This is a genomic window from uncultured Wocania sp. (assembly GCF_964021735.1).
Lineage (GTDB): Bacteria > Bacteroidota > Bacteroidia > Flavobacteriales > Flavobacteriaceae > Wocania_A.
The window spans coordinates 1-21,494 of sequence record NZ_CAXIBN010000039.1 but is presented as its reverse complement, the minus strand read 5'-3'; the positions used below and the strand labels follow the sequence as shown (position 1 = coordinate 21,494).

Here is a 21,494-nt window from a genome sequence, read left to right as displayed (position 1 = left end):
ATCACATGAAACAGGGTAAGCATCCAATAAAACGTAAAGAATGTATTGTATCCTACAGTAATACCTTCATTGAGTTTTTCTATGTATTCAAAACTTTTTAGGCCTAAAAACAACAGGCCGAATAACATGGTTAAAAGCAGTAGTTTTTGGGATTTAATTTTATTTCCTTTTTTTAATTCTGAAACCGAACTCGCCATAAAAAATCCACTTGTTAATAAAAACAAAGTGTTAATCATACCGTAAGTGGTATTTAATTTTAAACTTGAGTTATGAAATAATTCCGCTTCTAGATTACCATAATATGCCATGGCTATTAATGCAGCTCCAAAAGTGAATAGTTCAAGAAAAATGATAATCCAGATGAGAATACCTCCAGGCGGATACCAAATATTTTTATAATCTATAGCAGTAGTGTTCAATTTATGTGTGATTTAAGATTGATGTTTAATTTTTTCATAAAGTTTTACTAAAGATTGAAGCAATTCCACTGGGTTAGTAAGTATTTGATAATGATTTTGCCCGAACATTTGCGGTAAATAATATTTCGCGTTGGCTTCAATAGCTAAAGCATACGAATTTATTTGGCGTTCATTCAATTCTCTAAGCGCTTGCTTAACATCGTTTATGCCATATTTGCCTTCGTATTTATCATAATCGTTAGGTTTCCCATCCGATATTAAAATAACCCATTTGTTTTTGGTGTCACGTTTATCTAATAAGGCACCAGAGTGTCGTAAAGCCGTACCAATACGAGTGTATCCGGTTGGTTCTACGCCACCAATTCGATATTTTGCAGTATCCCAATTTTCATCAAAACCTTTTAACGTTACATAACTAGAATGATTTCTAGTTTTAGAATAAAAGCAGTCAATAGAAAAGTCGATATCAAATTCATTTAAGATTTCACCAAATAAAATAGATACCTGTTTCTCGACATCAATTACTCTATTGCCTGCTGCATAACCATCACTAGAAAGGCTAGTGTCTAAAAGCAATAAAATGGATAAATCCTTTTCCTTTTTTCGTTTTGATAAATATATTTTTTCCGAAGGGGTGTGTCCAGTTTTTACATCAATAAACAAATCGGTTATGGCATCAATATCAAATTCTTCGCCTTGTGTTTGTCGTCTTTGTTGCTGGTATTTGTTGTTTACTGTGGTTAGCATTTTACGTAATCCAACCAAAGTAGAACGATTATCGTTAAGTGTTTTTTTGTAATAAGGAACATCCGTTGTGAGTTGTGTTTTGGGGTACACTTTGCAGAAATCTTCTTTATAAACTCTGGCTTTATAGTTCCACTCATCATAAGTGATGTAATGCCCTTCGCCTTCGTTTTCTGAACTTTCTGCTATGGTGGTATTTTCTATAAAATCGGCTTGATACACCGAATGTGCTGTGTCATCCACACGAACGGTGTGCTTCATTTTTACATCATCTAAAGCATTGGAGTGGTCTTCTAAATCATCATCGCCATCCATATCTCTAAAGTTTCCTCCAAATTCTTCGGCCGTTTCAACCTTTTCAAATTGATGTTGTAAAACGGCATCTTCCATTTGCTTCTGGTCAATTTGAACCGAAATAATTTCTTCTACGGCTTTAGATTTAATTGTGGTTTTAGGTTCTTCTTGATTGGCTTCTTTTACTTTGTCTGTAAAGTTTTTTAGTTGTTTTTTTGAAGTGTCTTCGGGGGAGTTTCGCATCCACTTTCCATAAATAAATGAATAATCTACAGGAATCTTTGTAGTTGATTTAGCTTTATATAATGAAACGAATTTTTCATGATATTTTTGAGTAATTGGAAACTGCTCAAATAGTGATTTTAAAACTTCTTCAGAATAGTCTTCTGCTTTGATTTGCGATTCGGTTAAATCATGTTCCAGATTATCACTCCAATTTAAGTTTAAATTTTTCTGAACAGAGAGATATAAAACTCTAAATAGATAGAATGAAATATTTTCTTCATGGGTTTGATATTCATAATATTTAGTAGGTAAAAAGAAATTATTATTTCTGTAACCACCTTCTCGTTCAGCTTCAAAAATTTCAATAGATTCTCCAGTTATAGCACGGGCAAAAATAGCAAGACGTGATTTTATGTCGTTTAAATTTACGGCATGTTCAAGTTGTGCCTCTTTTCTCTTTTTCCTTTTTTTGAAGAAGAAAGCGAATTTGGTAAAAATATATTCGTCTGGCTCGAATTCGAACATCTTGTTTTCAGTATGCAGTTTGCAGTAAGCAGTCTTCAGTATTCAGGGGATTTGTGACTGCCAACTGAATACTGCCAACTGCCAACTGGATTATATCATTAAATCACTTAAATCTTTTAGTGCTTGAATCACTTCTAGATCGTCTGTTAGAGGCTCAATAACGGCAACATGTACCGCCAATCGTTTTGATAAACCTATATGAATAAGTTTTGCGGCATCAACCAATAATCTGGTTGAAACGGTTTCGGTTAAACCAAGTTCAGTTAAGTTTCTGATTTTTGTGGCGATATTGACTAGCTTTTTGGCTGTGTCTTTTTCTATTCCAGTTTCAGAAACTAATATTTCTGCTTCTAGCTTTGCTTCAGGATAGGCGAATGAAACGGCAACAAAACGTTGTCGAGTAGAAGGTTTTAATTCTTTAAACCCACGTTGATAGCCTGGATTAAAAGAGGCTACTAACATAAAATTTTTGTGTGCTTTTACCGTTTCGCCTAATTTATCTATAAACAATTCTCTACGGTGATCAGTTAACGAGTGAATCGCGACAATAACGTCTGGTCTTGCTTCGGCTATTTCATCTAAATAGATAATATGACCTTCTTTAACAGCTGTAGTTAATGGACCATCTAACCAAATAGTTTCTGCTCCTTTTATAATGAATCGACCAATTAAATCGGTTGAAGAGGTTTCTTCATGGCATGAAATAGTAATGAGTTTGGTTTCAAGTTTATGTGCCATAAACTCGATAAACCTAGATTTTCCAGTTCCTGTTGGACCTTTTAATAAGAAAGGGATTTTGCATTTGTAAGCATGTTCAAATACTTGAACTTCTTTACCAATGGCGTGATAATAAGGCGTGCTCATCTTGTTCTTAGTGTTTAAGATAAATAAACCCGCATTATATTTTTAATGCATAATGCGGGTTATAAATAAAATTAGAGTTAGTCACTCTTTTATTAAGTTGTTTCTAATGCTTCATCATTAGGTCTTCCGTGTTTATAGAAATCTATAAAATATAATATAATACCTGTCATAAATAGGGTTGCGCAGAGAATAAGTACGATAAAATGAACTTCAATTTCTTTTTGAACCGCCATAAATTCCATTTTGAATTTACGCTCTAAATATACTTGTGCAACACCAGCAACACCAAAGGCAACTGTCATACCAATCATACCAATATTAGACATCCAAAAGGCCATTCTGCCTCGTGTGCTTTCGTATAATTTTCTACCCGTTAAATTTGGTAAACTATAGCTAATTATTGCTAAAACAATCATAGCATAAGCACCCCAAAAGGCTAAGTGACCATGCATGGCGGTTACTAATGTACCGTGTGTATATAAATTAGTTTGTGGTAATGTGTGAGCGAATCCTAATAAACCTGCGCCTATAAATGATACGATTGCTGCACCAAGTGTCCAATATAATGCTAAAGTGTTGGGATGTTTTTTCTCTCCTTTTCTATACATGTTAACAGCAAATAATGCCATAGCTAAAAATGCTAAAGGCTCTAGTGCAGAGAAAATACCACCTACAATTAACCAAATTTTATTTACACCAATGTAGTAATAGTGATGTCCTGTTCCTAGTACACCAGATAAGAATGTTAATCCTACAATAACATACAGCCATTTTTCAATAACTTCTCTATCTACACCTGTCAATTTAATTAATAAGAATGATAAAATACCACCCATAATCAATTCCCAAACGCCTTCAACCCAAAGGTGAACAACCCACCACCTGAAGAAGGAATCTTTTACTTGGCTATCAAACGGAAGCATTCCTGGTAAGTATAAAAGCGCTGCAAATAATAGTCCCATTGAAAGGACTAATGCTGTTGTGGTTCTTCGTTTTCCTTTAAATAAAGTTGTTAGAATTAATCCTAAAAACAGTAATACGTTTACAACCACTAGGTAATCTAATGGTCTAGGGATTTCTAAAAATTTACGTCCTTCCCAATAGTTGAAATGATATCCAACAATGGCTGTAACTCCAACTAGCGCCAAACTTATTAACTGTACGTAAGCTAGTTTTACACTTACTAATTCGCGTTGTGCTTCTTCTGGGATAATATAATATGCGGCACCCATAAAACCAGACAATAACCAAACAACTAATAAATTGGTATGTACCGCTCTGGCAGTGTTAAACGGAATAAAGCTGTGTAAACCATCCATTCCAGCATGGGCAAATCCCATAATAAAGCCATATATTATTTGTAAACCGAATAATAACATGGAAAGGGCAAAAAACCAATACGCTACTTTTTGTGATTTATATTTCATTTTTTTCTCTTTTTAGTTAGTTATCATCTTTGGCTAGTGGAGATATAACGGTTTCAAACCCATTAAGATCAATTTCTCCTATCCAATTAAAAAAGGCTATTAAATCGGCAGCTTCTTCTTGCGAGAAACCATAAGCCACCATTTTTCTTCCGTTAGGTGCCCAATCTACTGGGGTCATTAATACAGCTTTAACATAGCCTTCTCCTCTGCGTTCAATGACCTTAGTTAACTCTGGCGCATAGTATGCGCCTTCTCCCATAATGGTATGGCAGCCCATACAGTTGTTTTCTTCCCAAAGATTTTTTCCTCGAACTACAGCTTCTGTAATACCTTCTTCATTTGATTGGTCATTAGCTTTACTGAAAGAGTAAATGGTAAGCCCAATAAATATCAGAAACGTGACTACTGTTCCGCCAAGAAAAAAAGCTCGTGCTTGTTTTTTTGATAACATATTTATTTAGTTTTGATTAGTAATTAATTATTTTTTGTTAATTCAAGAATGGTTTTAATAGTTTCTTTATTATCAACTCCCAACCCTTCTTGTTGATGTGCTAATTCTCCTTCTGAATTAAACACACTTATAATATTGGAGTGTGAAAAATCCATTGGAGAGATTTGTTTATATTTTACTGCTAAAACGTTAGCAAATTCTCTAACGCTACTTTCTGTACCTTGTAAAAAAGTCCAGTACTCGCTATCCATATAATTTTCTATTGCAAATGATTTTAAGCGTTCTGGGGTATCAGTTTCGGGATCAATGCTTACCAATACAAAACGAATATCATTAAGATTGTCTTTAGGAATCTTAGTTTCAATGTTTCGCATATCGGCCACCAAGCGAGGGCATGCTGCTTTGCATGTGGTATAAATCATGACCATAACTAAAGTTTTTCCTTTTAAGTCTTTAAGTTGAATGGTTGCTCCTTCTTCGGTATTCCATTTTGAAGTTAGATTGAAGATAGATTCGTCTGAAATCTCATTATTCTCAAGAGTTAATTTCTGTTCAACTTCCTTTAAATCCATTTTACAAATAGAGCAACTACCAGCCTCCTTAAAGGTTTTTTCGCCTTCGCATTTCATAGGGCATTGATATGCAATTAGCTCATTATTACCCAAACTAGGTTTGTTGTTTTTACATGCTATAAATGTTATTATTACACCTAGTATTACAAAAATTGATTTTAATGTTTTCATTTCTCTAAATCTTTAGCACATCTAAACCCCAAATTTTTCATGGCATATTTTGCTTTTAAGCTACCTCTTGTAGCATATCGCATAAATGCGGCATAATTCATTAAATCGGTTGCGCCAATGGCACCGCTTCCGCAGAATAGATTACTATCGTTATCTACATCTTTTCTAGATTCTCCTGAAACCATAACCGAGTTAAAATCTAAGGTCCATTCCCATACCAAACCGTGTAAATCGAATACACCCCAATAATTTTTAAAGGTTGAACCTATGGAATTGTTAAAGGTTTTGGGTTTTTCGTACCAGCCCAAAATGTACTTGTTATAATCCTTTAATTGTCTGGCATCTGGCATGGTTTTGTTTGCCATAGCTACATATTCCCATTCGTCAATGGTTGGTAAGCGTTTACCTAGACATTCGCAATAATCTTTAGCTGCAAACCATGAGATATTTGTAATGGGCGCATTTAAAGATTGGTTTTTTCCTAATACAGTATCAGAAATCCAACCAGATAAATAATTACCGTCTGCAAATATCTTTTTTACTTTAGAGCGTTGCCATTTAGGATGTTTCTTTACAAATTTTAAATACTCATTATTTGTAACTGGATATACGTCTATTTCAAAATCTGAAATAGTGACTTGTAATGAGTCTCTTCCGTAAAGCGGCGTGTAAGTTCCGCCTTTAATAGGAACCATTTTAGACTGACAATAAGTTGTTGATAGGTATGAGATGAACAAAATTCTCGTTGCCAGTCTTAAAATAGTTCGCATTTTATTTAATTATATAATATGATTAGTGCCCGCTTTTAACAGCATCAACTTGAGCTTTCGTAACATTTGTTTTGTTATTGCCCCATGAGTTGTATACATAAGTTAAAACATCGGCAATTTCATCATTGCTTATAGCTTGCCTAGTCATAACGCTATTGTATTTCTGTCCGTTTACTGTAATCTCACCTGTTTTTCCTTTAAGCACGATTTCAATAGCTCGTCTTACATCAGCATTTAAATAATCTGATTTTGCCAATGGAGGGAAAGCGTTTGGAATTCCTTGTCCTTCGGCTTGATGACAAGCAAAACAGGTTTGCATATATATTTGCTTTCCAGATTCCATTTTTTCAGCTAAAGTTTTGTCTGTACTAGCCACTTGAGGTTTTTTATCTTCTGGCATATTTTGAATTCCGCCGCCTTCAGGATGGTAAATTCCTTCTTGAACAACACCAGAATAAATTTTCTTATTCTCTTCTCCTTCAACTTTTAACATGCCTAAAGCACCTTTATTAAAAGCTCTAAAAATAGAGTGGTCTACTAAAATAAAAGTTCCAGGAACATCAACTCTGAATTCAACTATGGCCGCACCACCTGCAGGAACTAATGTGGTTTGTACGTTTTCGTTAATTGTACTACCGCCTTCCACATGAACTTTGTCAAAAATTTCTCCGATAACGTGAAAAGATGAAACTAAGTTTGGACCACCATTACCAACATATAATCGAACCGTTTCGCCAACGTTTGCTGTAATGGCGTTATCACCTGTTAATGCTCCTACACTGCCATTAAATACAACATAATCTGCATCTTCATCTACAGCTTTCTGCATATCAAACGGCTGAAATCCTGGATCTCCATTTTCACCTTTAGTATAAAAGTCACCTTGCATAATGTAGTATTCCTTATCTACAGGAGGTAATCCTCCTTCTGGTTCTACTAAAATTAAACCGTACATACCATTAGCTATGTGCATTCCAACTGGTGCTGTTGCACAGTGATATACATATAAACCTGGATTTATTGTTTTAAAACTGAACATTTTCTCATGACCAGGTGCTACAAAAGAAGATGTTGCGCCACCACCAGGACCTGTTACTGCATGTAAATCTATATTATGTGGTAATTTATTATCTGGATGGTTAGATAAGGTAAACTCTACTTCGTCTCCAACCCGTGTTCTAATAAAGCTTCCGGGAACAGATCCGCCAAAAGTCCAATAGTTATAGGTCGTTCCATCGGTCATGGTACCTTCTTGTTCAAGAATTTCCATATTTACTATGAGTTTTTTTGCTTTACGTCTTCCAACTGGAGTAGGCACGTTGGGAGGAGAAGTTAATTCAGCAAGCATTTCTTTACTTACAGGAATGTCTGTAGCATCTGCATATTCTTTTTTTTCATTATCAATGCAAGCTGTAAATGATAGGGTTAGCATTAATGCCATTAGTATATATGGCATCATCATTGGTTTTTGTTTTATTTTCATGGTTAATTGTTTAATTATACTTTTTAAAAAGGATATTTTTATCTTTTTTATAAAATCAAAAATAGCTTTTACTAAGTTTTAAAAACATGACTTTTGTCAGTTATTAAATTTGTGGAAATTTATTAAGGTTTTAAAGGTTGAAATAGATTAAAAATCTTTCTTTTTAGATTTGAATACAATTCTTAAAACTGGTAAAATTACCCAAACAGTTAGCATTATAAAAGATACAATTAATCCGAAACTAGTACCAAAAAATTGCTTAAAAACAGCTCCTGTGTACCCTAATAATGCCGAAATATCTAATTTTAAAAGAATGAGTGTTCTTGATAAATCTATTGGATTGAGCATTGTACCAATTAGCGATACTTTGTCTAACGGATAATCTTCAAACATAATTAGGGTCATTAAAAACAAACCATCATAAATTACAGCTAGGAATAACCATAGTAAAATGGCATACCCAAAACCTTTTATCTTATTTTCGTTAGATAGTGCAATATTAAAAGCTAAAGCTGTGAATATTAATGTTAAAAAAGTTCCTGTAATTAGTAGTAAAGAAAAATCCCAAATGGCACTACTTTCAAATAGACCATAAAACACAAACGGAATGCCTAAACCTAAAATTAAACTCATAGAAAGTGATAAAGCAACACCTAAATATTGCCCTAAAAATATAGATGAACGTTTTAAAGGTTGGGCTAATAATAACTCTGTGAATTCTTTGGAATTATAGTAGTACATTACGCCAAAAATAGTTCCTATTAATGGTACTAAAACGATAATAACATTCATTAAAGTAATGACTGCCTTTGAAAGGTCGTTGTTTAAAAACAAGAGTATAATACCAAGCAATAAATAGAATGCAAAATAAACGTAACTCCAACGGCTACGCATTAAATCGAAAAAACTGTATTTTAATATTTTAAGCATGATTTTCTGTAAGTATTGATGCTATTGCATGTTCGAAATCTGGTTGATTAGTCTTGGTTTTTAAATCTTGAATACTGCCTTTGAAGTATATGTTCCCTTCTAATAAAAACACAATTTCGTCTGAAACTTCTTCAACAAAACTCATAATATGCGAGGTTATTAAAATGGTTTTTCCTTTAGCTTTTTCTACTTGAATTAAATCTTTTAATCTGATTAGTGAAATAGGATCTAAGCCTGTTGTTGGTTCATCTAAAATAATAAGCGGACTATCAAACATAAAGGTTAGTACAAGGTTTACTTTTTGTTTTGTACCTCCAGATAGGTTGCCTAATTTTTTATCTAAAAAAGGTTCTAGTTTAAAAAGCTTGACTAAGCGTTCATCTTCATCTGTATTTTGGCGTAAGTCCTTAATCATTTTAATTAATTCTTTCACTTTTAAATTACTAGGGAAGTTGGCTATTTGTGGCAAATAATCAATTTTATGTCTGTAGTCTGAATTTTTTTTTATGTTTTCTCCAAGTACAGAAACGTCACCTTTATTCGGGATAACCATACCTAAAATAGATTTTATCAATGTTGTTTTTCCTGAGCCATTTGGCCCAAGAACTGCAAAAATACCACCTTCGTTTATGGTTAAATCTAAACCACTTAATACTTGGTTTTTGCCAAATTTTTTATGTAGATTTTTAATGTTTACCATGTTATTTGTTTTGTTAGCGGATTGTTGTCTAGTAAATTATCTGGTGTAAATACTGGTGATACTTTTTCGGAAAAATCAATAATATCAATAAACATACTACGCAATAAAATTATAGTTTCTGGTGTGCGATTTACAATGTATGAAAATAACTTTACAGGTCTATATGGTACATCGCCAATACCATTTTTATCGAGGTCGTAGCCGGTGTAATTACTCCAGTAATTTCTATCAAAAACATTATCGTTAACTTTACTATTATAGGCAATATCAAAAGAATTATACAGGAAGTTATTTTCTAAAAAATGATTTGTATAACATGCACCTCTTACTTTAATTGCCCAACCATTATTCTTGAAATTATTGTGTTTATAGGTAATACGGTTTGAGCCTTCAATGTTAATTCCAATAGTATTTTCTTCAAAGGTATTGCCAATAATTTCGGCATCATTAATCTCTTTTAAAAGCATGCCATAAGAGGCTGTTCCCCAATTTTCTTTAAAAATGTTGTTGTACATTTTTATGCGTTTTGAAAACATAACGGCAACTCCAGCACCGTTATTTTCAAAGATGTTGTCTTGGTAAGTATCATCATTAGAAAACATAAAATGCAAGCCATAACGTATATTTAAAGCACTTACATTGTTTTTAATGGTGCAGAAATTTGAAAACTCTAAATAGATACCATCTCTAACATGCTGCACAAAATTATGTTCAATTTCAACATTTTTGCTGTACCATAATTGTATACCATTTCCAGAATTGTATTCTTCAACAGCATCACCAATTATTTTGTTGTGAAACACTTTTCCATCCCTTGATTTTTCAATATAAATTCCAAAAAATAGCTTTTCTAAAACTAAATTTTGAATGATAAAATTTTTGCTGTTTTTAACACGAATAGCGGCGTAATCTTCAGTGTAACTAGTTCCTACGTTTATAATGAATAAGCCGTCAACCGTAACATTATCTGATATTATGGTAATGATTTCTCCTTTTAATTCGCCATCTATTACAGGATAATTTTCACCAATTATGGTTAAGGGTTTATTGATGATAATATTATACTCTTTGTAAGTGCCTTTTTTAACAACAATAGTGTCAAAATCTTTAGCTTGAGTAATGGCTTCTTTTAATGTTGCAAACTTGCAATTACCACAAACCTCGATTGTTTTTGCCATAGTTTGGCTAGCCATTAAAATGGCTGATAAGAAAACGAGTAAATTTTTCATGCTACTAGTCTTTTAAATACGCTAGTAATTCTGTCCAAGTATATAATTCGCCTCCTTTTTCAGACTGTGTTTTTTCAGCGTCAGCTTTATTTTTAAATGCCGATAAAAAAGCACCCATAGGGCTTGGTATGTTTTCGCTAATTAAAAAAGTAGCTTTTGTAGCATTAATTAAAACTTCTGGCTCTGTGTAGTTGTTTGATAAGTAAAGTTCAATTTCTGTAGTATCAAATTCATCCATAAAATTAATCATACATTCTGTGGCATCGAACATATATACTTTGCCTTTTTTTGTGACAATTTCTGCGGCGTGGACTTTATCTACAATCGTCATTTTACAAAAATGACAACCATCACTTCCGTAATTTATTTTTTTTGGAGATATATTACAGCTGAAAAACAACAATAATAATGAAATGATTGAATAGTGCTTTAGTGTTTGCATGTTTTTAGTGTTTTTCCAATCTTAATAATACTTTCTAAAAGAAAAGACTTAATTAAGAAGGGGTTAATTTTTTGTTTTTCTTGCCCACCAAGTAAGCTATAAATCCAGCGGCAATACCTAATCCTAAAAATAGTGCACCCAATTGCGGGTAGGAATGTGCTCTAAAATTTAAAATATCCTTGCTTCCAAATAATGGAGGTTGAAAGCCCATTTGTGTTCCATCTGGATTAGTAAATTTCATAATGGCCTTTGGGTCTAAATTATGCCCATAATCATGTTCCCATAGATAAAAATCGTACATACCTGCAGCACTCAAAATAATCATCAAAATAAACCATCCTAAAAACCATTTGTAATTTCCTATAAATGCTATTAAAAGGCCTATAACAGAGGTTATGATAATTCCTAAAGGAAAAATCTTAAACTCAGGAATTGCATCTGGGATATATTTCATACCTACATAATGATTCATTAAGTTGATGTTTTTTATATCATGTGGATTAGCATCTGAAAAATCGTTAATATGAATATACATGCCTAAAGGCGTTGGATATTGTGGCGCTTCTAGTGTTATTTTCCAAAGAGGGAACAAGAATAATCCTAAGGGTAATATTGCTGCAATAAACATGATGATATTAGACTTCTTCATGACATTTTTTTTGAGGTTTAAAATAGTGTTTAAAAAGAAAGGCGAGAGCGAAATATCAACTCTCGCCTTATATAGAGAAATAAACACTAAAACAAAATTTCTCTAACTTTTTTTGTTATTCAATATCTTCACCCATTGACCATTTTAATGGTGTGTTACTATTTGCAGGAGACACTCTAATATAGCCTTGCATTTCTTGGTGCAATGCCGAACAGAAATCTGTACAATAGAAAGGCCAAACACCAACCTTGGTAGGTTCCCAAACAGATGATTTTGTTTGCCCTGGCATTATCAATAATTCTGAAGTATTTTGGCCTAATACTGCAAATCCGTGAGGTACATCAAAATCTTGTTCTAAATTAGTAACGTGGAAATATACTTTGTCACCAATTTTTATACCCTCAATGTTATCTGGAGAGAAGTGGCTTCTTATAGTCGTCATATAAATATGAACTTCGTTTCCTTTTCTAACCACTTTAGTATCATCATCTGTAAAAGCAGCGTAAGGATGTTTGTTGTCTTGTAAATTGTATATTTTTTGAGAACGCTCTTTAATTAAATCTGCTCGCATTGCTGCTGCATAATGAGGCTCTCCGTGTGTAGGAAAATCTAAAAGCAACTCCATTTTGTCTCCAGAAATATCATATAATTGTGCAGAGTGTTCTAATTCTGGACCCGTTGGTAAGTATCTGTCTTTTGTGATTTTATTCATTGCAAACATGTATTTGCCTTGTGGTTTTCCAGAGTTTCCTCCAGGAATTGTTAAGTGGCCAACAGAGTAAAAGGTTGGTTGTCTATCAATGACTTCCCAGGTACCTAATTTCCATTTTACAACTTCAGAAGAAATAAAAAATGTCGTGTAAGCATTTCCTTTTCCATCAAATTCTGTATGTAACGGACCTAAACCTGGTTGCTCAACAGAGCCTGCTAAAACATCTTCAAAATTTAAAATTGGAATACCATAAGCTTCGCCATCAAATTTTTTATTCTCTATAGCATCTAGCATTTTTGTAAATGAATGTACTGTTAGGTTTGCTGAAAGTTTACCATTACCAACAATGTATTCTCCAGAAGGATCAACATCGCATCCATGTGGTGATTTTGGTGTTGGTAAGAAATATACAGCTCCAGGAACATCTATTGGGTTAACAACACGTACTTCTTTTTTCATAGTAGAAGTTGCAGTATGTGTATGCTCATCATATACATTGTGTGCATAATCTGCTGGCATCATTGTGCCACCACCATTATTTACGTATTCTTCAATTTTTTTCCAGTTTATAGCTGCAATAAAATCTTTATCGTTTTGAGAAGCATTAACTTCTAATAAAGTACTTGCTTCTTCTGTATTATATGTTGTAAAGAAGAACCAACCATGAGATTTTCCTCTTCCAGGATGTGATAAATCATAGTTAAAACCAGGCATTAAAACTTGGAATTTTATAGCCATGTTTCCAGTTTCTGGAGCTACACTAATAAATGATAGCGCCCCTTGAAAATTACCTTTGTAATCTTTAATTGGCATATCACGTTGTGGAATTGGTACAGAAAAACGTGTACCTGCAACTACATACTCTGTATTTTCAGTTACAAAAGAAGAACTGTGATTACCTGCACTGTTTGGTACTTCGATAATTTCAGTTGTTTCAAATGTTTTTAGATCAATTTTAGCAATTCTTGGTGTGTTGTTTTCATTTATAAAAATGAAACGACCATCAATTTCTCCTGCAGTTTGTGAAATGTCTGGATGGTGAGAATCTCCCCAAGGAATAAATCCATGTGAGGTATTTAGCATTGGTTTTGTTTCTTCAGAATATCCATATCCAGAGGTTGGAAACTGTGAAAACACAGGAATTTCCTTAAACATTCTACCAGATGGTAGTCCATAAACGGTTAAGTTGCCACTATAACCTCCTGATATAAAAGCGTAAAACTCGTCATGCTCTCCAGGAGCTACATATACTTTTTCTGCAATATTGCTTGCTAAGGCACCAGATTTGCCTGATTTCCCTGAATTGTTACAACTTGTAAATGCTACTAAAACACTTAAAATTGCTAGGGTTGATTTTAATATATTCTTCATGTTATATAAATTTGATTAGTGTTTTTATTATTCAGTTGGTGGTAGTAAAACCTTATCGATAACGTGTACAATACCATTTCCAGCCTTTATACTTCCTAGTATTTTTGCGCCTCCAATTAAAGGTTCGCCATCTACAACTTCTACTTTAACATAACCATTATTAGCTTGTCCTAGTTTTTTAAATTTCTTTAAAAAGTCTTTTGAATAGTTTCCAGGGGTTACATGATACTTTAAAATATTTGCTAAAGCATCTTTGTTTTCTGGCTTTAATAAATTTTCAACAGTGCCTTCTGGTAATGCTGCAAATGCTTCGTTAGTTGGTGCAAAAACCATCAAAGGGCCTGCGTTTACTAAAGCATTTTCTAACTGTGCAGCTTGTACCGCAGCAACTAAAGTTGTATGATCTTTAGAGCCAATGGCAATACTTAAAACAGTGGGTTTGCTTTCATCGTCTTTAATAAAAGCTTGTCCTGTTCTTTCTGTCGATTCATTTTCAGTTGCAATAACTGTAGAGGTCGTTGAGTCTTCTTTGGTTTCATTTTTACAAGAGCAAATTAATGCTACAAAAGCAAAAAGAAAGAATAGTTGTTTAATAGTTTTCATTGGTTATTGTTTTAGTTATGATGCTTATTTTAGCGTTCTAAAGTATTCTAATACAGCTCTAGCATCTTCTTCTGACAGATTTTGATTTGCCATAGGAGAACCATTAAATTCTATTAAAAGCTCTTTTGCCAGAGGATCTTTTTGAGTCATTTCTTCTGGGTTTAAAATCATGTTCATAACCCATTCTGGAGCTCTACGGTCTAAAATGTTTTTTGGAGCTGGACCAATAAATTTTTTGTCTGGTCTGTGGCAAGCTGTACACATTTTTTTAAATACATCTGCCCCATGAGTTGCCATTTTTTGGTCTACTTCAGTACTTAATGTTACAGACTTAATTGGACCTATACCTTTATTGGTTAAGTCGATTCTTTTTGATGCTGGGATTTTTTCAGCTTTTTTTGTTGTTGTCTGCTCTGTTGGAGCTTTTTTTTGATAAGAGAATCCTTCTTTCTTTTTTTCTTCTTTGCCTCCACAACTTATAAGAAGGGTTACAAATAAGGCAGTCATTAATTTTAGTGTTGTTTTCATACATGTTCAATTTAAGCTACAAAATTACAATCAAACAAGGATGTAAAATATGATATTTATCATATTTAAGATAAAATTGTCTTAATTTAAATTTGATTAAGGTTTGTCTAGTTTTTAGTAGAACAAAAATCTAGTAAGTATTTATTCTAGTAATATTGAATTTACATAAAATGAGATAACAAGTAAATTAAAAGTTTTGTTTCCAAAATTATAATCATTCATATTCTTTTTATAAAACTCTAGCTGTGTAATAGAATTTTACTAAGCCTTCTATGTAAATCTTTTCGATTTTTTGAACCTTTGAGAACAAAATAAATAATGTCCAAATTATATTTAGCAGATGATGTATAATTAAATGTTTCTTCTGTTTCTTCTTTTGGAGTTGAGATATCTTCATTATCACTTTTAAAACAGTTGTGAAAAAGTAAGTGTAATAATGCTTATTACAGTAAAAAATAGTGTTTCATTTTTTAAATAGTTTTTGTAATCATCTTTTCAAACATATGTAGAAGTAAGGGTATAATTCTCTCAATAGAGTGCAGATTTTAGTTAATTACTAAAAGCTGTTGAATCTATTTTGTTTAGTTTTAAAAAACCTTCAATGTCTTCAGAGATTAAAGCTTTGTTTTTAAAATCCTTGGGTGTCTTATTGAAGTGGTTTTTAAAGCTTTTTGAAAAATATTTTGGATCGTTAAAGCCTACCATATAGGCGGTTTCTGATATGCTATATCCGTACTTGGTAATCAAAATTGCAGCTTTTTTAAGGCGCAATAACCTGACGAAATCAACAATGCTTTGTCCTGTTAATGCCATACATTTTCTATACAAACTAGAGTAACTTAAGTTAAGTGCATCTGCCAATTCTTCCATTTTAAAATTAGGATCATCGAATCTTAAATTTATATAAGACATCATGTTTTCTAGAAAAATCTCATCATGAGTTTTTTGCTGTGTAACTTCGGGATGACTAATAACCTCTTTTCGGTATTTAGAAATGATGTGCTCTTTAGAAACCATTATATTTTTAATTTTTAACAATAGCTCATTGGTGTTAAAAGGTTTGTTGATATATTCTATAGCACCAGATTTAAGACCATGAATTTTAGAGTTAGTTGAGTTTTTTGCAGTAAGTAAAATAATTGGAATGTGCTTTGTTAATTGATTAATTTGAAGTTTACTACACATCTCTATACCATCAACTTTTGGCATCATGATATCACTTAAAATAAGATCGGGATAGTTGTTTTTTGCATACAAATACCCTTCTTCTCCATTTTCTGCTAATAAAATATTGTATTTGTCAATTAAAAGCTCTTTTAAAAAATTTTGTAAATCATAATTATCTTCTACTATAAGAATGGTTTTTTTAGAGATATCTAAATCGTTTTGATTATTGGTTTCAATATTATCAGGAGTTGAAATGGCTTCAGAATCATTGCTATCGCTAGTTACAATTCTTTCATTCTCATCATAATCACTTTCTCTAATTGGTAATGTTATAGTGAATGTAGTACCCTCTGATGCTTTTGAACTAACCTCAATTTCTCCTTTATGTAAATCCACTAAATCTTTTGTAAGCGCTAATCCTATTCCAGATCCTTTGTTTTTCTTACCAATGTTAGATTGATAGAATAACTCAAAAATAGTCTCTAGTTCGTTTTTTGGAATACCAGGGCCAGAATCTGTTACCGATAGTTTAATACGCCTCTTTGAATTGATTGGTATAACATTTAATTGAACATTACCTTCTTTAGGGGTGAATTTAAAAGCGTTAGAAAGAAGATTATACACTATATGCTCTAACTTTTCTTTATCATACCAAGCTTCCGATAAGTTTTTCGGGCAGTTTACAGCAAAATCGATTTGTTTTTTTCTAGCTAACTCTTTAAAAGATAAAGCAATATTTTCGACATCTTGGTGTAAATTATTTTTAGTAATAATTAATCGTAATTTGTCTAGTTCTTTATTTCTAACCAATGTTAATTCTCGAGCAATTTTAGAAAGACGTTTTGTGTTTTGAGAAATAATATTTAAACGTTGTTTTAATAGGAGATTCCCGTTTTGTTCAGCACGTTTAATCATATCATCAATAGGTCCCAAAATTAAAGTAATAGGTGTTTGAATTTCATGAGACATTTTAGCGAAGAAATTCATTTTTGCTTTATGAATTTCATTTTCCTTTTTATGACTTACTTTTTCTAGAAATAATTTTTTTCTTAATCCATACCAGCGACGTATACCATAAATAATAAGACCAATAATTAATAAGTAAACTATATACGCAATGGGTTTATTCCATAAAGGCTGTTCAATTTTAATTTCTATACGTTTTACTGGAATATCCCAAACATTTTTTTTAGTACTTGCCTTTACTTCAAAAGTATAATTGCCCGATGGAATATTGGTATAGCTAGCAATACGTTCAGGGCTTGTAATCCAGTCTTTGTCAAAGCCTTTTAAACGGTATGCGTAATAATATTTGGGGCTAAGTAAATTGTCTATAGCTGAGAATCTAAATGAAAAAGAAGATTGATTATAATCTAAACTTAGTGTTTTTACATTGTGTATGCCTGAAGTAACTTGTGATGCTATTAAAGAGTCTGCAGGCTGGTTTAATACATTAATAGTGTTTATAAACAACTTAGCATTTGAAGGGTTCTTTTCTAGTTTTTTTGGATCGAAATAATTTAAACCTTTTATGCCTCCAAAGTATATAATTCCATTTTCGTCCTTAAAAGCACTTCTAGATAAAAACATATTGTCTTGAAGTCCATCTGATGTATAATATGTTTTTAAAGTTTTATTTTTAATATTTAAATGATTTATTCCGTTACTGGAACTTAACCAATAATTATCATCATTTTCTTTTATAATAGTAGCAAACGTTTTTCCGTTTATGGCTTCTATATAATTTAGGTTACTGTAAGTTTTAGTTTTAGTATTAAACTTTAATATTTCCCAATCGTTATTAGTTAACCATAGCTCATTTAATGAAACTGAGCACAGGTTTCTGAAAGCATAAATTTCATTTTCATTTTTTTTATTTGAATAAGGGTAAGAGGTAAATGTTGATAAATTTAGGTATTCTTGGTTTTCATTAAATTCAAATAATCCACCCCGATAAATTCCTAACCATAAGGTCCCATTATCGTCTTCCGTCATACTTTCCAAAATAAGCCCTTTTAACCCATTTGAACTATTGTTAAAAGAGGCCAAAAGTGCTAAATCTGAATTATATATACTTAATGAAACATTTGAACCTACCCAGATTCTATCTTTAGAATCTGTAAAAACGGTCCTAACGTCTGTGCCTTCTTGCTCCTTTGAATTAGTGATATTAATTTTTTTAAAGGTATTTTTTTTAGAGTTGTAATGCCATAAACCATTTCTGTATGTTCCAAACCAAATATTAGACTTACTATCTTCGGTTATAGATTGTACATAAAAACCTTTGTTTAAATTAATGTTATTAAAATATTGAGTTTCATTGGTAGTACCATCATTATTATAAGTAATTTTAGTTAAGCCAGACCCATCGGTTCCAGCCCATAAAGCACCATTACTACTTTTGTAAATGCTTAGTATGCGAAGAGGAGCATTGTTCTCAGAACCCTGATGATACCCTATATTACTGTTAGAATTTGGGATGATATTAAGATTACCATTTTTTGTAGAAATCCACAAGTTTTTATGGTTATCTTCACTAATGTACATGATGGTGTTACTATTAATAGAAGACTCATTGGATACCTGCCTAGTATACAAGTCTATTGTACCAGTATTAATATTTACTTTATATAAACCACCCCCATCTGTTCCGCCATAAATGTAGCCATTACTACTGCAAAATAAACTCAAGAACATTTCTTTATTTATATTGAATTTATTTTCCTTAAAAAATGTTTCTTGAATAAATTGTTGGCTTTTTATATCATAAACAAAAAGACCAAAAGTTTCTGTGCCAATCCAAAGCCTTTTGTTAGGATCTATTAATAATGTAAGATTCCCTGGGTAGTCTGTAAATGACCCAATGATTTCTGTAACTTGCTTTGAACTAATATTATAGCTAAAAATTTTTCCAGTATTTGTGCTTAAATAGAATTCGTTATTACCAACCTCAAAATCAAAAATATTATCGGTATAAGTATTGATAACTGCTATTGACGGCGTATTATCTATTTCAGAGTTTTTGTATTGGTATATGTTTCCTTTCTTGGAGGCCAACCATACATTTTCTTTTTTTATGATGATATCAATTATATCATCATCTTTTTCTAGTAATGAGATTATATCCTCAAACTTTGAGTTTTTAGCATTGTATTTAGTTACTAAGCCAAACCTAGAGATGAGCCAAATATTATTACTACTGTCGCTAATGATTTTTTCTATACCATCATTTTTTTTAAGGTTTGGAAAAACAGTTGTACTCTTAACAAACTTGTAATGATAACCGTCATATATTAGCACACCACCTCCACCTACCATCCATATGTTGCCTAAATGATCTTGAGAAGTACTAGCAATAGCTACAGGCTTGTTGTCGAGCATTGGTGATAAATGTTTGAAAACAGTATGATTTTGCCCGTTTAAAACAAACGAGAAACTAAAAATAAGCCCAAATAAAATATGAAACTTTAATTTAATCATAGTCAATACAATACGTAATTCTGCCAAATGGCTCTACCTTAATAAAAGTATAGCCTTACACAAGGCTATTTCTTTTTACGTGAAATGTAAATATATTAATAAAAACCATCTCTCTTTACCTATTAATTCAAACTATTTTACGACGTATGTGTAATTTGTCAAAAAAGGGTATTATTTATTCAAAACCCAGTTTTTGACATGGAAAACACACTAAAATGCATAAAACGACACAGGTAACTGTCCCGTTCGATATGTTAATTTGACTTTTAATTAACGTTTACATAAAAAAATATATGAATTCAAGAAGATCTTTTGTTAAAAAAGCAGCAATTGCTGGCGCAGGCGTATCGATTTTACCAAATTTATCATTTGGTTCAAATTTTGGTTTAAGCCAAGACAAGTTAAAACTGGCTTTTATAGGAGTTGGTTTAAGAGGGACAAACCATTTAGATAATGCTTTAAGAAGAAAAGATGTAGAGATTACAGCAATTTGCGATGTAGATCCTAATCGTATAAAAATAGCTTTAGATAAAATTAATAAATCAGGATTTTCAAAGCCAAAAGTTTTCGGAAACTCAGATTACGACTATAGAAACTTACTTGAATTAAAAGAAGTAGATGCCGTTATTATTTCAACACCTTGGTTATGGCATACTAGAATGGCAGTAGATGCTATGAAAGCAGGGAAGTATACAGGTTTAGAAGTATCTGCAGCAAATACACTTGAAGAATGTTGGGATTTAGTAAACACCCATGAAGAAACAGGCTCTCATTTAATGATTTTAGAGAACGTAAATTACCGTAGAGATGTACTAGCTGTATTAAATATGGTAAAACAAAATGTTTTTGGCGAGTTATTACATTTTACTTGTGGTTACCAACACGATTTACGGGGGGTTAAGTTTAATGATGGAAAGACAGCATATGGCAAAGGGGTAGAGTTTGGAGAAAAGGGTATTTCAGAATCAGCATGGAGAACACAGCATTCATTATTAAGAAATGCTGATGTATATCCAACACATGGTTTAGGACCAGTTGCTGTTATGGCAGATGTAAATAGAGGGAACCGCTTTGTATCTTTAACCTCTCATGCAACCAAGGCTATAGGCTTAAATAAATACATAGTTGACAACGGCGGAAAAGACCACCCCAATGCCAAGTTGAAATGGAAACAAGGGGATATCATCACTTCAACTATAGAAACCTCAAATGGAGAAACGATTATTGTTACACATAATGTAAATACACCACACCCATATTCATTAGGCTTTAAAGTACAGGGTGTTCAGGGACTTACAGATTTCGATTACCACACTCAGCGAATACATGTAGAAGGCACCACCAAAGGCCATGGCTGGGAAGCAATGGATGCATGGTTTGAAAAATACGATCATCCACTATGGAAGAAGTATGGAGCAAGTGCCACAGAAGCAGGACATGGAGGGATAGATTTCTTTGTATTAAATGCCTTTGTAGAATCGGCAAAAGAAAACATAGCCCCACCAATGGATGCTTATGATGCAGCAGCTTGGAGTGCTGTAACACCTTTATCAGAATTGTCCATAGAGAACAACGGCGAGCCACAAGATTTTCCAGATTTTACTAGAGGAAACTGGATAAAGCGTAAACCTTATAATTGGATGAAAGAAACATACTAAACTAATTAACAACTATATATAACTAAAACTAAAAACTATTTTATGAAAAAACTATTTACTTTTTTAGTGTTATTATCTAC

The 21,494-nt window shown here is 32.4% G+C and carries 18 protein-coding genes; 1 reads left to right on the top strand and 17 read right to left on the bottom strand.

Features of this window, described 5'->3' with window-relative positions; translation table 11 throughout:
• The 17 genes from AADI82_RS05295 to AADI82_RS05215 all read right to left on the bottom strand — a co-directional run.
• The coding region (locus AADI82_RS05295; protein ID WP_341215411.1) for a nitric oxide reductase at positions 1-419 on the bottom strand (419 nt) is incomplete at its 3' end.
• Positions 420-431: 12 nt separating this feature from the next.
• On the bottom strand, positions 432-2,207 hold the full coding sequence (locus AADI82_RS05290; protein ID WP_341215410.1) for a VWA domain-containing protein: 1,776 nt from the start codon (positions 2,205-2,207) through the stop codon (positions 432-434).
• Between the two features lie 90 nt (positions 2,208-2,297).
• The gene (locus AADI82_RS05285) at positions 2,298-3,071 is read right to left on the bottom strand and encodes a CbbQ/NirQ/NorQ/GpvN family protein (RefSeq protein WP_341215409.1); all 774 of its coding nucleotides are present in this window, start codon (positions 3,069-3,071) and stop codon (positions 2,298-2,300) included.
• Positions 3,072-3,163: 92 nt separating this feature from the next.
• Positions 3,164-4,498 carry a cbb3-type cytochrome c oxidase subunit I gene (locus AADI82_RS05280; protein WP_341215408.1) on the bottom strand — a complete coding sequence of 445 codons (1,335 nt, stop codon included), beginning with the start codon at positions 4,496-4,498 and terminating at the stop codon, positions 3,164-3,166.
• 16 nt (positions 4,499-4,514) lie between these two features.
• Complete coding sequence (locus AADI82_RS05275) at positions 4,515-4,949, bottom strand: cytochrome c (RefSeq protein WP_341215407.1); 435 nt, start codon at positions 4,947-4,949, stop codon at positions 4,515-4,517.
• Between the two features lie 23 nt (positions 4,950-4,972).
• Positions 4,973-5,692, bottom strand: a complete 720-nt coding sequence (locus AADI82_RS05270) for an SCO family protein (protein WP_341215406.1) — start codon at positions 5,690-5,692, stop codon at positions 4,973-4,975.
• A complete protein-coding gene (locus AADI82_RS05265; RefSeq protein ID WP_341215405.1) occupies positions 5,689-6,387 on the bottom strand; it encodes a formylglycine-generating enzyme family protein in 699 nt (232 codons plus the stop codon). Before AADI82_RS05265 ends, AADI82_RS05270 begins: the two co-directional genes overlap by 4 nt.
• A 97-nt stretch (positions 6,388-6,484) precedes the next feature.
• A complete protein-coding gene (nirK, locus tag AADI82_RS05260; RefSeq protein WP_341215404.1) occupies positions 6,485-7,945 on the bottom strand; it encodes a copper-containing nitrite reductase in 1,461 nt (486 codons plus the stop codon).
• A 147-nt stretch (positions 7,946-8,092) separates the two neighbouring features.
• Positions 8,093-8,875 carry an ABC transporter permease gene (locus AADI82_RS05255; protein ID WP_341215403.1) on the bottom strand — a complete coding sequence of 261 codons (783 nt, stop codon included), beginning with the start codon at positions 8,873-8,875 and terminating at the stop codon, positions 8,093-8,095.
• A complete protein-coding gene (locus tag AADI82_RS05250; RefSeq protein ID WP_341215402.1) occupies positions 8,868-9,575 on the bottom strand; it encodes an ABC transporter ATP-binding protein in 708 nt (235 codons plus the stop codon). Before AADI82_RS05250 ends, AADI82_RS05255 begins: the two co-directional genes overlap by 8 nt.
• Positions 9,569-10,804 carry a nitrous oxide reductase family maturation protein NosD gene (locus AADI82_RS05245; protein ID WP_341215401.1) on the bottom strand — a complete coding sequence of 412 codons (1,236 nt, stop codon included), beginning with the start codon at positions 10,802-10,804 and terminating at the stop codon, positions 9,569-9,571. The genes AADI82_RS05250 and AADI82_RS05245 overlap by 7 nt, the downstream gene beginning before the upstream one ends.
• A 4-nt stretch (positions 10,805-10,808) precedes the next feature.
• Positions 10,809-11,246, bottom strand: a complete 438-nt coding sequence (locus AADI82_RS05240; RefSeq protein WP_341215400.1) for a nitrous oxide reductase accessory protein NosL — start codon at positions 11,244-11,246, stop codon at positions 10,809-10,811.
• Between the two features lie 52 nt (positions 11,247-11,298).
• Positions 11,299-11,895, bottom strand: a complete 597-nt coding sequence (locus AADI82_RS05235) for a hypothetical protein (RefSeq protein ID WP_341215399.1) — start codon at positions 11,893-11,895, stop codon at positions 11,299-11,301.
• Positions 11,896-12,010: 115 nt separating this feature from the next.
• Positions 12,011-13,978, bottom strand: coding sequence for a Sec-dependent nitrous-oxide reductase (nosZ, locus tag AADI82_RS05230; protein WP_341215398.1), 1,968 nt, complete (start codon positions 13,976-13,978; stop codon positions 12,011-12,013).
• Between the two features lie 27 nt (positions 13,979-14,005).
• Positions 14,006-14,581, bottom strand: coding sequence for a fasciclin domain-containing protein (locus AADI82_RS05225; RefSeq protein WP_341215397.1), 576 nt, complete (start codon positions 14,579-14,581; stop codon positions 14,006-14,008).
• A 24-nt stretch (positions 14,582-14,605) separates the two neighbouring features.
• Complete coding sequence (locus AADI82_RS05220) at positions 14,606-15,109, bottom strand: cytochrome c (protein WP_341215396.1); 504 nt, start codon at positions 15,107-15,109, stop codon at positions 14,606-14,608.
• 549 nt (positions 15,110-15,658) lie between these two features.
• Positions 15,659-19,756, bottom strand: coding sequence for an ATP-binding protein (locus tag AADI82_RS05215; protein WP_341215395.1), 4,098 nt, complete (start codon positions 19,754-19,756; stop codon positions 15,659-15,661).
• Between the two features lie 293 nt (positions 19,757-20,049).
• Here AADI82_RS05215 and AADI82_RS05210 point away from each other — a divergent pair, with 293 nt between their 5' ends.
• Positions 20,050-21,414: a Gfo/Idh/MocA family oxidoreductase gene (locus AADI82_RS05210; protein WP_341215394.1), complete on the top strand. Its 1,365-nt coding sequence runs from the start codon at positions 20,050-20,052 to the stop codon at positions 21,412-21,414.
• The last annotated feature ends 80 nt before the right edge of the window (positions 21,415-21,494 follow it).

What these genes read in the sequence shown, in the direction of transcription:
- AADI82_RS05235 (WP_341215399.1), bottom strand. Translation starts at nt 11,895, where the DNA reads ATGAAGAAGTCTAATATCATCATGTTTATTGCAGCAATATTACCCTTA.
- AADI82_RS05285 (WP_341215409.1), bottom strand. Translation starts at nt 3,071, where the DNA reads ATGAGCACGCCTTATTATCACGCCATTGGTAAAGAAGTTCAAGTATTT.
- AADI82_RS05280 (WP_341215408.1), bottom strand. Translation starts at nt 4,498, where the DNA reads ATGAAATATAAATCACAAAAAGTAGCGTATTGGTTTTTTGCCCTTTCC.
- AADI82_RS05210 (WP_341215394.1), top strand. Translation starts at nt 20,050, where the DNA reads ATGAATTCAAGAAGATCTTTTGTTAAAAAAGCAGCAATTGCTGGCGCA.
- AADI82_RS05255 (WP_341215403.1), bottom strand. Translation starts at nt 8,875, where the DNA reads ATGCTTAAAATATTAAAATACAGTTTTTTCGATTTAATGCGTAGCCGT.
- AADI82_RS05290 (WP_341215410.1), bottom strand. Translation starts at nt 2,207, where the DNA reads ATGTTCGAATTCGAGCCAGACGAATATATTTTTACCAAATTCGCTTTC.
- AADI82_RS05215 (WP_341215395.1), bottom strand. Translation starts at nt 19,756, where the DNA reads ATGATTAAATTAAAGTTTCATATTTTATTTGGGCTTATTTTTAGTTTC.
- AADI82_RS05250 (WP_341215402.1), bottom strand. Translation starts at nt 9,575, where the DNA reads ATGGTAAACATTAAAAATCTACATAAAAAATTTGGCAAAAACCAAGTA.
- nosZ (WP_341215398.1), bottom strand. Translation starts at nt 13,978, where the DNA reads ATGAAGAATATATTAAAATCAACCCTAGCAATTTTAAGTGTTTTAGTA.
- nirK (WP_341215404.1), bottom strand. Translation starts at nt 7,945, where the DNA reads ATGAAAATAAAACAAAAACCAATGATGATGCCATATATACTAATGGCA.
- AADI82_RS05220 (WP_341215396.1), bottom strand. Translation starts at nt 15,109, where the DNA reads ATGAAAACAACACTAAAATTAATGACTGCCTTATTTGTAACCCTTCTT.
- AADI82_RS05275 (WP_341215407.1), bottom strand. Translation starts at nt 4,949, where the DNA reads ATGTTATCAAAAAAACAAGCACGAGCTTTTTTTCTTGGCGGAACAGTA.
- AADI82_RS05265 (WP_341215405.1), bottom strand. Translation starts at nt 6,387, where the DNA reads ATGGTTCCTATTAAAGGCGGAACTTACACGCCGCTTTACGGAAGAGAC.
- AADI82_RS05225 (WP_341215397.1), bottom strand. Translation starts at nt 14,581, where the DNA reads ATGAAAACTATTAAACAACTATTCTTTCTTTTTGCTTTTGTAGCATTA.
- AADI82_RS05240 (WP_341215400.1), bottom strand. Translation starts at nt 11,246, where the DNA reads ATGCAAACACTAAAGCACTATTCAATCATTTCATTATTATTGTTGTTT.
- AADI82_RS05270 (WP_341215406.1), bottom strand. Translation starts at nt 5,692, where the DNA reads ATGAAAACATTAAAATCAATTTTTGTAATACTAGGTGTAATAATAACA.
- AADI82_RS05245 (WP_341215401.1), bottom strand. Translation starts at nt 10,804, where the DNA reads ATGAAAAATTTACTCGTTTTCTTATCAGCCATTTTAATGGCTAGCCAA.